The organism is Paraburkholderia elongata (assembly GCF_013177735.1).
In the GTDB taxonomy this organism is placed as follows: domain Bacteria; phylum Pseudomonadota; class Gammaproteobacteria; order Burkholderiales; family Burkholderiaceae; genus Paraburkholderia; species Paraburkholderia elongata.
The window spans coordinates 23842-36411 of sequence record NZ_WOEZ01000228.1; the positions used below are offsets into that span (position 1 = coordinate 23842).

The window sequence follows — 12570 nt, forward strand, 5'->3', positions numbered from 1 at the left end:
TCAAGTGGCCGGTCCTGAGATCGGCTGCGAATTCAAGCGGAATGCATGAGCCACGACTCATGCAAACGATTGAGTTCAATCGGTTTGACCTCCCTGCCTGGTTCGCCAAGGTCATATATTCCTTGAACCAATGCCATGTGCACGGTTGTGGAAATTTGTAGCACGGGTGTGCGCGTCACTCTGTCTGATGTACCCGAAGTGCTGCTAACTGCGACCAATTCTGAACCCCCGGTTCAGGATGCCGGCCTAGCGGCTAAGGCGGGGACCTTCTTCAAAACGGCATCGGACTTCGGTTCGGTGCCGTTTTTCTTTGGGCCTCGATTTTTCTTCTGTATTCTCAAACCTTTAACGTTCAATTCGATTCATGCGCTACTGGCTAATGAAGTCCGAACCGGACGAAGCAAGCATCGACCATCTCGCCCTGGCACCGCAACACACGTTGCCGTGGACTGGCGTGCGCAACTATCAGGCGCGCAACTTCATGCGCGACATGATGCAGGTCGGCGACGGTGTGCTGTTCTATCACTCGAGTTGCCCTGAGCCGGGCATCGCCGGGCTCGCGGAGGTATCGTCCACCGCCTATCCGGATCCGACTCAATTCGACAAGAAGAGCGCCTACTACGACCCGAAGTCGTCGCAGGAAACGCCGCGATGGTTACTCGTCGACGTGGTGTTCAAGAAGAAGATTCCGTTGATTCCGCTTGCGGCGCTGCGCGAGCATGAGGAATTGAAGGACATGCGCGTGCTCGCCCGAGGCAACCGCCTGTCGATCACGCCGGTGACCGAAGCCGAATGGCGCTTCATCACCAAACGTCTTGTTTGACGTTGCTGACGTTGCATAGGCACAAGTGACCCGTTGTCGCGTAAGTCATGCGCAAATCTGTGTGTGGATGAAGGCAAACGTTGAGCAAACGTCAAATTAGGGAACCAAGCTCAGGTTACAAGCGCCTAACGGACTCGCAAACGTTGTGCCACTGCACGGCGTTCGCTCAAATCGTGCACAACCTGTTCAAGCAAGGAGTCCAAGAATGACGAAAAACACCGCACGTGCACTCGCTCTCGCTCTCGTATGCGCCGCCCCTGCCGCGTTCGCGCTGACGCCGGCCATGGCCCGCGCGCAAGGCGTGACGCAGTATCAGCCCGCCGGCGTGCTGTCGCTGAATGCACAGGCAAGCTCGGAAGTGCCGCAAGACGTCGTCAATATCACGCTGTTCTACGAGCAGGAAGCGAGCGATCCGTCCGCGCTCACCTCCACGCTGAATCAGCGCGCCGACGCGGCGCTGCAAAAAGCCAAGGGCGTGAACGGTGTAACGGCTCGCACCGGTTCCTTCTCGATCTACCCGTCCACCGACCGTGACGGACGCATTTCCGCATGGCGCGGCCGTACCGAAGTTGTGCTCGAATCGCACGACTTCGCCGCGGCGTCGAAACTCGCTGGCCAGATGGCATCGATCATGCAGGTCGGTAACGTGCAGTTCTCGCTGTCGCCTGAAGCGCAGCGTGCCGCGGAGCAGAAGCTCACCGGTGAAGCCATCAAGTCGTTCCGTGAGCAAGCCGCTTCGTCGGCGCAGGCGTTCGGCTACAACGGCTATTCGATTCGTGAAGTCAACGTCGGGCACAACGGCGTCATGCCGCGTCCGATGATGATGATGAGCGCGCGTGCAATGAGCGCCGATGCGAAGGCATCCGCGCCGGTGCCGCTCGAAGGCGGCACGTCGACCGTGACGGTCAACGTGTCGGGCTCGGTGCAGATGAAGTAACAGTAACGCGGATTACGCTAGAAGTACCGCTGTAAAGGAAAAAGCCACGGCATGCCGTGGCTTTTTTTCATTGGCTGATCACTACGATAAAACGTAGCGCTCAGTTCGCGCCGACCGCGTGCCCCGATTGACGCCGCGCACGGCGATAGGACCACACCAGCATGGCAATGCCCGCGAGGATCATCGGCAGCGAGAGCCATTGGCCCATTGAGAGGCCCATTGCCAGAAGCCCAAGGAAGTCGTCCGGCTCACGCGCGAATTCCACCGTGAAGCGCGCGAGGCCGTAGCCGATCAGGAACACCGCGGAAATCGCGCCCATCGGCTTCGGTTTGCGCGAGAAGAAGAACAGCACGAAGAACAGCGCCACTCCTTCGAGCGCAATCTCATACAACTCCGACGGATGGCGCGGCAGCATGTGATATTGCGCGAACACTTCGTTCAGATGCCATTGCGCGGCCAGTTGCGGATGCGCGGTGAGCCACGCGGCGTCGTCCGGCGCGGCGCCTGGAAACAGCATCGCCCACGGCGCCGACGGATCGGTCACACGGCCCCACAACTCGCCGTTGATGAAGTTGCCGAGACGCCCTGCCGCGAGCCCGGTCGGCACCATCGGCGCGACGAAATCGGTGACCTGCAGCCACGAGCGTTTGCGTTGATACGCGAACAGCACCATCGCCAGCGTCACGCCGAGGAAGCCGCCGTGAAACGACATGCCGCCTTCCCACACCTTGAAGATGTCGAGCGGATGGGCGAAGTAAAAGCTCGCCTTGTAGAACAGCACATAGCCGAGCCGTCCGCCGAGAATCGTTCCGAGCACGCCATAAAACAGCATGTCGTCGATATCTTTAGCGGTCCAGCCTTGTGCGGCGACGTACGGCAAACGCAGCCGCAGCCGGCCGACGACGATCGCCGCGATGAACGCAACGAGGTACATCAGTCCATACCAGCGCACAGCGAGCGGCCCCAGATGAATGGCAACGGGGTCGAAATTCGGGTGAATGAGCATCGTGTTGTTATGGGCAGTTCAGGTTCAGAAGCGGGTTTCTAGTCGATTTTCAAGTAGCAGCCGGCGGTTTGCACACCATGCGGCGCATGCGTTGGACGGTTCGGTTGGCAATGCGTTCGCGGCAGCGTCGAGCTTAAACATGAGGCGCCGCGAACTGCGCCTCGACAGTGGCCGCATGCGCTCGCACGATCTCGATGAAGCCGGCCAACACCGGACTCACCTCCGCCGTGCGCCAAACTAGCCCTGTCTCGATCGCCGGCACCGATTCGCAGAGCGGCCGGTACACGACGCCGGTGCGGCGCAGGTTACGCAACGATTGCGGCACCAGTGCGACGCCCATTCCGGCCGACACGAGGCTCACGATCGTCTGCATCTGGATCGCCTCCTGGCCGACCCGGGGTGCAAGGCCCGCCACGCCGTAGCAATCCATAATGATGTCATAAAAGCCTGGCGCCAAACGTCTTGGGAAGATCACGAGCGGCTCGTCGGCGACGTCGCGCAGGCTGATCGGCGTGTCCAGCCACTCGGCGTGCGGGTCGGCGTGCGGGCCGGCGTTAGACCCCGCGGCGCCGCCCACGCGCGCCGCCGTTTCCGTCGACATCGCGATCACCAGCGGCTCGCGGGCGATCGGCAACCACGAGAGCTGGGTGGCATGGCGCGGCGGTAGCGGCGCGATCACGAGGCCTGCATCGATGCGCCCGGCCGCCAGTTCGTCGACCTGCACGTCGCTGGTGGCTTCGGTCAGCTCGAGACGCACCCGTGGATGGCGTGCGCCGAAATCGCGTAACAGCAACGGCAGCAGGCCGTAATCGGCCGTCGAGACGAAGGCCAGCGACAGCACCCCCGCCTCGCCTCGCGCGAGGCTCTGCGCCAGCGGTCGCAGGCCCTCGGCGCTCGCCAGCAGGCGCTGAACCTCGGGCAACAGATCCGCACCCACCGGCGTGAGTTCGACCGAGCGCTTGGTGCGCGCGAACAACTCGACGCCGAGTGTCTCCTCCAGCGCCCGAATCGCTTGCGACAACGGCGGCTGCGTCATGGAAAGGCGCACGGCCGCTCGCCCGAAGTGTTTTTCTTCGGCGACGGTCACGAAATAACGCAACTGGCGCAGATCAGGAATGGCAGGCAGCATAATTAATACATTTTACGACCTAATCGAGCCCAAATAATATATTGGACACGCGCTTCGCAAAACTGCATCCTTGCGCGACGCGGCGGAACTAAACTGAACTGACGCGCCGGCCGAACCCGCCGGCAACGCATGAGCAGCGCAGGCGCAGCCCATGCACCAGCATCTGAGCCCCGAACACGCAGCAGAGATCAAAACAAAACCGATTGGAGTTCCCCATGGCATACAACCGTCGTTCGAAGAACATCACGCAAGGCGTGGCGCGCTCACCGAACCGCTCGATGTACTACGCACTCGGCTATCAGAAGGATGACTTCGACAAGCCGATGATCGGCATCGCCAACGGCCACTCGACCATCACGCCGTGTAACGCCGGCCTGCAGCGTCTGGCCGACGCAGCGGTCGCCGCGGTCAAGGGCGCCGACGCGAATCCGCAGATCTTCGGCACGCCGACGATTTCGGACGGCATGTCGATGGGCACCGAAGGCATGAAGTACTCGCTGGTGTCGCGCGAAGTCATCTCCGACTGTATCGAGACGTGCGTGCAGGGTCAGTGGATGGACGGCGTGGTCGTGATCGGCGGTTGCGACAAGAACATGCCGGGCGGCATGATCGGCATGTTGCGCACCAACGTGCCGAGCATCTACGTGTACGGCGGCACGATCCGTCCGGGCAACTGGAAGGGCACCGATCTGACCATCGTGTCGTCGTTCGAAGCCGTGGGCGAATTCACGGCCGGCCGGATGTCGCAGGAAGATTTCGAAGGGATCGAAAAGAACGCATGCCCGTCCACGGGTTCGTGCGGCGGCATGTACACCGCCAACACGATGAGCTCGTCGTTCGAAGCGCTGGGCATGTCGCTGCTGTACTCGTCGACGATGGCGAATCCCGACCAGGAAAAGGTCGACTCGGCAGCCGAATCGGCACGCGTGCTGGTCGAGGCGGTCAAGAAAGATCTGAAGCCGCGTGACATCGTCACGAAGAAGTCGATCGAAAACGCCGTGGCCGTCCTGATGGCGACCGGCGGCTCGACCAACGCGGTGCTGCACTTCCTCGCCATCGCGCATGCGGCCGAAGTGGAATGGAGCATCGAAGACTTCGAGCGCATGCGCAAGAAAGTGCCGGTGATCTGCAACCTGAAGCCGTCGGGCCAGTTCGTCGCGACCGATCTGCATAAGGCGGGCGGCATTCCGCAAGTCATGAAGATCCTGCTGGACGCGGGCCTGCTGCACGGCGATTGCATCACGATTACCGGCAAGACGATTGCCGAAGAACTGAAGGACGTGCCGAGCAAGCCGCGCGCCGACCAGCAGGTGATCTTCCCGATCGAGCAGGCGCTGTACAAGGAAGGCCATCTCGCCATCCTGAAGGGCAACCTGGCGGTTGACGGCGCGGTCGCCAAGATCACCGGCCTGAAGAACCCGGTCATCACCGGCCCGGCCCGCGTGTTCGACGACGAGCAAAGCGCGCTGGAAGCCATTCTGGCCGACAAGATCGTCGCCGGCGACGTGGTCGTGCTGCGTTACCTCGGTCCGAAGGGCGGCCCCGGCATGCCGGAAATGCTCGCGCCGACCTCGGCGATCATCGGTAAGGGTCTCGGCGAAAGCGTCGGCCTCATCACCGACGGCCGCTTCTCGGGCGGTACGTGGGGCATGGTGGTCGGTCACGTCGCGCCGGAAGCATTCGTGGGCGGCACGATCGCGTTCGTCCAGGAAGGCGACTCGATCACGATCGACGCGCACAAGCTGCTCCTGCAACTGAACATCGACGACGCCGAGCTGGAACGCCGCCGCGCCGCATGGCAACAGCCGAAGCCGCGTTACACGCGTGGCGTGCTGGCGAAGTACTCGGCGCTGGCGCTGCCGGCCAACAAGGGTGCAGTGACGGGCTAAGCGCGCATTGAGCAAACACTGATTCGCCTCAGCTCTCCGGGACGAATCAGAAGCACCGCTCGACGCAACATAAGTTACGAAAAGGCGCAAAGGGGCGCACGGGAAACCGTGCGCCCCTTTCCTTTTATAATGCGTGCACCACGAGTCGGGCACCTGCACCGACGGAGACCATAATGAAATCAATGTCGTATGCGGCGCTTGCAGTGGCCGGTGTGCTGAGCGCTACGTTAGGCGCCGGCAGTTCGGCGGCGCACGCGGAGGCCGCCGCCGGCCTCGCGCTTGCCCAGCAGCAGAACTGCATGAGCTGCCATTCGGTGACACGTCCATTCATGGGACCGGCGCTGCATGATGTCGCCTCGAAATATGCCGGCCGCGAAGATGCCGCCACCTATCTGAAGCACAAGATTCTGGATGGCAGCACGGGTGTATGGGGTCGGGTGCCGATGCCCGCCAATACGCAACTCACGCCCGATCAGGCGGCTACGCTGGCGAGCTGGGTGATGACCCTTAAATGATTGACGCTTGAATGAAGACCCAAATGAACATGGCTTGGTGAAAGCGGTGAGCGCGCCCGGATAAAGGTGCGCCCCCGGCCATGTTCAAGCGCCATCCGAGCGCCGCGCAATCTCCTGATCGACCGCTTCCCTTACCCAGCCGGTCAATTCGGTCTCCAGAACCAGCGCCACTTCGCGCGAGATCTGGTTGACGAGCCACGACGTGTGGTCCTGCAACGCATCGCGGCAGCGTGCTTCGATGATGCCGCGCCCCTCACCCGTCAGAAAACCCACGAACCGTCCACGCAGACGTTCGGCGATAACATCCGCATCGAGATTCGGCTGCGGCTGTGCGAGTGCTTCGTGAGCGATATCCGGCGGCACGATCGCGCCCGCCTCGATCGGCGCGCGCGGTTCAGCCCGATCGAAGACGCCCGCTGACGGCGCAACGGCAGGCTCATGTCCGTGCCGGTGATCGGCCGCGTGATGTGCCCTCGAACGTTTTTTCGGATGAGCGGGTTCTGCCGGATGCGCTTGCTCTGACACATGCACGGGTTCCGGCGCAAGCTTCGGCTCCTCCTGCGCGTGCAACGTTTCTGGTGCAGGTGCGGGTTCTGGCGCGTGCCTGGATTCCGGCGCAGGCACCGGCTCAGGCTCATGCCTGGGTTCCGGCGTGAGGACCGGTTCCTGCGCAGTCTCTGGATCAGACGCCGCCTGCGTAGCCGGCGCCGCCGCGCCGCCCGGCGCATGGGCAGGCTTGCCCTGCACGAGAACCTCGTGCAGAACCGGGATCGAACTATCGTTAGGATCGGACACGCGCACTCTCCGTGTTTGGGTCCAAGCTAAAGCAGTCCGCGCATGCGTCGCATCCGTACGACAAAACACCACGCGACGCGGGCGGAATGAGGCCTAGCTGCCTTGCTTGTAGTTGTTCAAAGCATAGCCGCGATCGCGATAGAAGCGATAGCGTTCGCGGCCCGCCGCGAGTTCGTCGTGTGCGTTACCGACTACTTCCAGCAATCTTTCGAAGCGCGCGAATTGCGCCGGCACCGTGGCGCCGAGATTGAGCAGCACCTGATGGTGCGGCACATCATCGAGATTCGAAGCCAGCACGATCGGCGTTTCTCCGGCGTTCGGCGAGCCGGCCATGCAGTGCGGCACGAAGTCGAGTGGCGAGAACGTCCACAACTGTTCATCGAAAGCCCGCAGGCGCTCGGGCTCGGCCAGCACGATGGTCGGCTGGCCCGCCAGATACGCCTTGCGGACCAGGCGGCACGCATACAGCAGCGAATCGCCGACGTTCGAGTGAAAATCGATTCTCGTCATCGGCGGCTCCGCTTTGCGTCTGCAGCGACGCCCGCAAACTTACTGCAACGCGTCATTGTGCAGCGCGACCGTCCGCGGCCCGACCGTCAGCGGCCCTACCGTCCGCGGCCCGGTCGATCAGGAACTGCGCGAGCAACGGCACCGGACGCCCGGTAGCCCCCTTCGCCGCGCCGCTCTTCCACGCCGTGCCGGCGATGTCCAGATGCGCCCACGGGTACGCTTCGGCGAAGCGCGAGAGGAAGCACGCCGCCGTCACGCTGCCCGCCGGACGGCCGCCGATGTTGGCGAGGTCCGCAAAGTTCGACTTGAGTTGCTCCTGATACTCCTCGTCGAGCGGCATGCGCCAGGCCGGGTCGGAAGCTTCACGCGATGCGTCGAGCAGCTCGCCCGCCAGCGCGTCGTCTTTCGAGAACAGACCGCTGTTGTGATGCCCCAACGCGATGATGCAGGCGCCTGTGAGCGTGGCGATGTCGATCACCGCTGCCGGCTTGAAGCGCTCGGCATAGGTCAGCGCGTCGCACAGGATGAGCCGGCCTTCGGCGTCCGTGTTCAGCACTTCGATCGTCAGGCCCTTCATGCTGGTGACGATGTCGCCCGGCTTGGTGGCGGTGGCCGACGGCATGTTCTCGACAGCCGGGATAATGCCGACCACGTTGATTTTCAGGCCCATTTCGGCGACGGCGCGCAACGTGCCCAGCACCGAACCGGCGCCGCACATGTCGTACTTCATCTCGTCCATGCCTTCGCCAGGCTTGAGCGAAATGCCGCCGGTGTCGAACGTGACGCCCTTGCCGACCAGCACGACCGGCGCGGCTTTCGCGGCGCCGCCGTGGTACTGCAGCACGATGAACTGAGCCGGTTCGACCGAGCCGGCCGTGACCGACAGGAACGAGCCCATCTTAAGCGCCTCGCACTGCTTCTCGCCGAGCACTTCAACCTTCAGCTTCCAGTCTTTGGCGAGCTTCTTCGCGGTGTTCGCAAGGTAGGTCGGCGTGCAGACGCTGCTCGGCAGGTTGCCGAGGTCGCGCGTCAGATCCATGCCGTTGGCGAGCGCGGCGCCCTGCTTGGCCGCGAGCTTGGTGGCCTTCTCGTCGCCGGTATTGACGCTGAACACGATGCGCTTCAAGGCGCGCGCCGCGTTGTCCGGCTTGCTCTTCATCTGCGTGAACTTGTAGGTCAGCTCGCGCAGCGCGAGGATCGCGGCGCGCACGCCCCAATCGGCCGAGCGCTCGAGGATCGGCAGTTGGGCGAGCGTGAAGGTGACCTGGACGATCTTGGTGGGGAGCAGTGCGCGCCAGGCGGCCCGCACGGCTTCGCCGTAGGCTTTCTGGCTGAAAGCATCCTGCTTGCCGAGTCCGACCAGCAGCACGCGCGAAGCGCCGATGCCTGAGACTTCGTGCAGGAACAGCGTGGTGCCGGCCTTGCCGTCCATGTCGCCGGCCTTGATGATGCGGGTCAGGAGGCCCTTGGTGGCCGCGTCGATCTCCAGCGCAGCGCCCGAGAGCGTTTGCGACTCGAACACGCCGATTACGATGCAATCGGATTTCCCGGTCAGGAAACCGTTTGACGAGCCTTTGGTCCAATCACAGGCTTTTATGCTAAAGTCCATCGCGCTTGTCCTCGGATAAAATCTGGGCTTAGGATGAAAGCCGCAATTATCCGCTATTTTTCCCGCGGCGGCTGCACCGGAGGCGTGACGGGAACCAACCCGTTCGTCACCGAGAGCGCCCCCTCTCATCATCAATAATGATCTTCGAACGCTCCCTCCAGCGCGAACTCGCGTATACGGCTGGTGCCGTGTTCATGGTTCTCCTCACGCTCGTGCTGACGACGATGATGATCCGCATCGTTGGCCTCGCCGCCTCGGGCGAGATCGATCCGCGCGACGTGCTGGTCCTGATCGGCCTGACCGTGATCGGCTACCTGGCCATCATGCTCGTCGCGACTCTGTTCGTGTCGATTCTGTTCGTCCTGACCCGCTGGTACAAAGACTCCGAGATGGTCGTCTGGCTCGCCTCGGGGGTCAGTCTGACCCGCTTCATCAAGCCGATCGGTATCTTCGCCACGCCGATCATCATTCTCATCATGTTCTTCGTGTTCGTCGGCTGGCCGTGGTCGAACCAGCAGAGCAAGCTGCTGCGCGCGCGCTTCCAGCAGCGCGACGAAGTCTCGCTCCTCGCGCCGGGCCAGTTCCGCGAATCGGCTGCCAGCCACCGGGTGTTTTTCATCGAGAAGATGTCGCCCGACCAGGCACGCGTCGAGAACGTGTTCGTGACCAGCACGGAAAACGGCAAGGTCAACGTGGTCGTGTCGAAAACCGGCCACACCGAAACACACAAGAACGGTGACCGCTTCGTCGTGCTGGAAAACGGCCGCCGCTATGACGGCGAACCGGGCCACCCCGATTTCCGCATCATGGAATTTGAACGCTATGGCGTGAAGATCCAGAGCCAGCCGGTCATCAATACGCCGACTACAACCAGCCTGTCCACCCCCACGCTCCTGCGCAACCCGACCAAGGACAACCTCGCCGAATTCGCGTGGCGCGCGGGCCTGCCGTTGATTGCGATCAACCTGATGCTGCTGGCGATTCCGCTTGCGCATCAGAACCCGCGGCGCAGCCGCACGATCAATCTGGTGATGGCTGTCCTGATCTATCTGACCTATTCGAATCTGTTGAACGTGGTCCAGTCGTGGATCGAGCAAGGCAGGATGTCGTTCGGGGTTGGCCTGCTGGGCCTGCACGTTATCGTCGCGGCTATCGTCGTGTTCATCTTCTGGCTGCGCGTGCGCAACCGGCCGCTATTCACGCGGGCAATGTTCAGCCGTTCGCAGGGGGCCTGACCAATGCGCATCTATGAAAAGTACTTCGCGCGTCAGGTCTACCTCACGTTCATCTTTATTCTGTTCGCGTTCTCGGGCCTGTTCTTCTTCTTCGACCTGATCAACGAACTGAATTCCGTCGGCCACGGCAACTACAAGCTCCAGTACGCGGTGCTGCGCGTCGCGCTGCAAACACCGTCGCGCTTCTACGAAATCATTCCGGTTGCTGCGTTGATCAGCGCGATCTACGTGTTCGCGCAAATGGCGGCGAACTCCGAGTACACGATTTTCCGCGTGTCCGGCCTCGCCACCAATCAGGCGCTGCGCTCGCTCATGAAGATCGGCATTCCGCTGGTGTTCCTGACTTACCTGATTGGCGAAGTGGTCGGCCCGTACACGGATCAGTTGTCGGAGCGCGTGCGGCTCGAGGCACTGGGGTCGTCGGTATCGAGCAACTTCGAGTCGGGCGTCTGGGTGAAGGACACGCTCACCGCGCGCGCGGACGGCGAACAGGTGACGCGCTTCGTGAATGTCGGCGAATTGAAGCCGGACGCGACGATCAGCAACGTGCGGATTTACGAATTCGACTCGAAGTTCCGCCTCTCGAACGTGCGGATTGCGAAGAGCGGCACGTATCAGCCGCCGGGTCATTGGCAGCTGACGGACGTGACCGACACGCAACTGATCGACGTGCCCCCTCCTTCGGGCACGCCGGCCGATGCGTTGAATCCGGTGTATCGCGCGAAGCAGGTGGCGTTGCCGGAGTATTCGTTGCGCTCGGAATTGACGCCGCAGATTCTGTCAGTGTTGTTAGTGTCGCCGGATCGGATGTCGATGTTCAATCTATTCCGCTACATCCAGCATTTGACCGAGAATCATCAGGACACGCAGCGCTATGAAATTGCGCTGTGGCGCAAGCTGCTGTATCCGTTTGCGGTGTTCGTGATGCTGGTGCTGTCGTTGCCGTTTGCGTATCTGCATACGCGGGCTGGCGTGGTGGGTGTGAAGGTTTTCGGCGGGATTATGCTGGGGATGAGTTTCCAACTGTTCAACACGCTGTTCTCGCATATTGGCACGTTGAATACGTGGCCTGCGCCTTTGACTGCAGCTACGCCTGGGCTCGTTTATCTGGTGCTTGGTCTGGTCGGGTTGAAGTGGGTTGATCGCCATTAGGAGCCTTCGTCATGGCTGCGCATGGGATGGTGTTGTTTGGGCATGGCGCGAGGGATGTGCGCTGGCGCGAGCCGTTTGAGAGGCTCGCCGAGAAGTTGCGGGTTGCCCGTGCTTCTGATGCTGACGCTGGGCCGGTTTTGCTGGCTTTTCTTGAGTTGATGGAGCCGGATTTGCCAACCGCTGTGGGTGCTCTTGTCTCCGACGGGTGTTCTGTTGTGACTGTTGTGCCGGTGTTTTTTGGGCAGGGTGGGCATGTTCGGAAGGATCTGCCAGCGGTGATCGAGCGGTGTCGTGGGTTGTATCCTTCTGTCGAGATTAAGTGCGCTACGGCAGTTGGCGAGGATGAATCTGTGTTGGACGCTGTTGCTGAGTATTGCCTTCGGCAGGTTTGATTTCTTTTTTGCCCTCGCGGCGCTTGTTCGTCTGTATGCCTACGGCGTTGGCCTTTCCTTGATTTCTTATTGGTTTATTAGCGTTCGCCCCTGTGCGGGGCAGGCACTTACTTTCTTTGCCGCCGCAAAGAAAGATAAGCAAAGAAAGCGGCTCACACCGCTAACTCATAAGCGGGTCCCTCGCACAGTTGCGGTAGTGGTGCATCTGGAATCTGTGCCCTCGCGCATTCAGCGTGAGTGACAAGGCCGTCATACTTCCGGCGGCGCTGCGCGCGCCGACGCGGTACTTCATTAAACCGCCCGCCGTTCTAATACTCAGCAGCACTTCGTAAAGCAGCACCGCATAGAGTCGCTTGCTGTATTCGATGCCTGCGGCATTTCTCGAAGCTGCCTGCTGTATTTGATGCCCGCGGCACTTCAAAAGGCAGCCTGCAGTTTTCAGCGCCCAACCGCACTTCGTATGCCGCTAGCTATGTTGGGCGTCGGCGGCGATTCCGAAGCGCTGGGTCCGTCGGCATTTCGCCGAGGTGAAGCCGATGACCCCACCACGCCCAAACGAAGCCATTGGTTTGCATGAT

The 12570-nt window shown here is 61.8% G+C and carries 12 protein-coding genes and 1 other RNA gene; 8 read left to right on the forward strand and 5 right to left on the reverse strand.

The window, feature by feature from the left end; translation table 11 throughout:
- The first annotated feature begins 87 nt into the window (after positions 1-87).
- From ssrS to GNZ13_RS40070, 3 genes are all read left to right on the forward strand, one after another.
- Positions 88-269: non-coding RNA, 6S RNA (ssrS, locus tag GNZ13_RS40060), on the forward strand.
- A gap of 95 nt (positions 270-364) precedes the next feature.
- Positions 365-823, forward strand: a complete 459-nt coding sequence (locus tag GNZ13_RS40065) for an EVE domain-containing protein (protein ID WP_172175618.1) — start codon at positions 365-367, stop codon at positions 821-823.
- 205 nt (positions 824-1028) lie between these two features.
- A complete protein-coding gene (locus GNZ13_RS40070) occupies positions 1029-1760 on the forward strand; it encodes an SIMPL domain-containing protein (RefSeq protein WP_172175620.1) in 732 nt (243 codons plus the stop codon).
- Between the two features lie 100 nt (positions 1761-1860).
- Here the strand turns inward: GNZ13_RS40070 and lgt are convergent, their stop codons facing one another.
- Positions 1861-2766: a prolipoprotein diacylglyceryl transferase gene (gene lgt / locus GNZ13_RS40075; RefSeq protein ID WP_172175622.1), complete on the reverse strand. Its 906-nt coding sequence runs from the start codon at positions 2764-2766 to the stop codon at positions 1861-1863.
- A 133-nt stretch (positions 2767-2899) separates the two neighbouring features.
- Positions 2900-3895 (reverse strand): LysR family transcriptional regulator, encoded by a 996-nt coding sequence (locus GNZ13_RS40080; RefSeq protein ID WP_172175624.1) that lies wholly within the window; start codon positions 3893-3895, stop codon positions 2900-2902.
- A gap of 215 nt (positions 3896-4110) precedes the next feature.
- On the opposite strand from GNZ13_RS40080, the gene ilvD reads away from it, so the two are divergent.
- Together ilvD and GNZ13_RS40090 are read left to right on the forward strand one after the other, a co-directional pair.
- Positions 4111-5784 (forward strand): dihydroxy-acid dehydratase, encoded by a 1674-nt coding sequence (ilvD, locus tag GNZ13_RS40085; protein WP_172175626.1) that lies wholly within the window; start codon positions 4111-4113, stop codon positions 5782-5784.
- A gap of 173 nt (positions 5785-5957) precedes the next feature.
- Positions 5958-6299: a c-type cytochrome gene (locus GNZ13_RS40090; protein WP_172175628.1), complete on the forward strand. Its 342-nt coding sequence runs from the start codon at positions 5958-5960 to the stop codon at positions 6297-6299.
- An 84-nt stretch (positions 6300-6383) separates the two neighbouring features.
- On the opposite strand, the gene GNZ13_RS40095 is transcribed toward GNZ13_RS40090, so the two are convergent.
- The 3 genes from GNZ13_RS40095 to GNZ13_RS40105 all read right to left on the reverse strand — a co-directional run bounded on the left by GNZ13_RS40095 (position 6384) and on the right by GNZ13_RS40105 (position 9213).
- Positions 6384-7094, reverse strand: a complete 711-nt coding sequence (locus GNZ13_RS40095) for a DUF2486 family protein (RefSeq protein ID WP_172175630.1) — start codon at positions 7092-7094, stop codon at positions 6384-6386.
- 93 nt (positions 7095-7187) lie between these two features.
- Positions 7188-7604, reverse strand: a complete 417-nt coding sequence (locus GNZ13_RS40100; protein WP_172175632.1) for a DNA polymerase III subunit chi — start codon at positions 7602-7604, stop codon at positions 7188-7190.
- Between the two features lie 52 nt (positions 7605-7656).
- Positions 7657-9213 (reverse strand): leucyl aminopeptidase, encoded by a 1557-nt coding sequence (locus tag GNZ13_RS40105; RefSeq protein ID WP_172175634.1) that lies wholly within the window; start codon positions 9211-9213, stop codon positions 7657-7659.
- A 137-nt stretch (positions 9214-9350) separates the two neighbouring features.
- Here GNZ13_RS40105 and lptF point away from each other — a divergent pair, with 137 nt between their 5' ends.
- Genes lptF through GNZ13_RS40120 form a run of 3 tightly spaced genes read left to right on the forward strand, consistent with a single transcriptional unit; the run spans position 9351 to position 11992 of the window.
- The gene (gene lptF, locus GNZ13_RS40110; RefSeq protein WP_172175636.1) at positions 9351-10448 is read left to right on the forward strand and encodes an LPS export ABC transporter permease LptF; all 1098 of its coding nucleotides are present in this window, start codon (positions 9351-9353) and stop codon (positions 10446-10448) included.
- A 3-nt stretch (positions 10449-10451) separates the two neighbouring features.
- Entirely contained in the window at positions 10452-11600 is a 1149-nt protein-coding gene (gene lptG, locus GNZ13_RS40115; RefSeq protein ID WP_172175638.1) for an LPS export ABC transporter permease LptG, read from the forward strand.
- Positions 11601-11611: 11 nt separating this feature from the next.
- Entirely contained in the window at positions 11612-11992 is a 381-nt protein-coding gene (locus GNZ13_RS40120; RefSeq protein ID WP_172175640.1) for a sirohydrochlorin chelatase, read from the forward strand.
- The last annotated feature ends 578 nt before the right edge of the window (positions 11993-12570 follow it).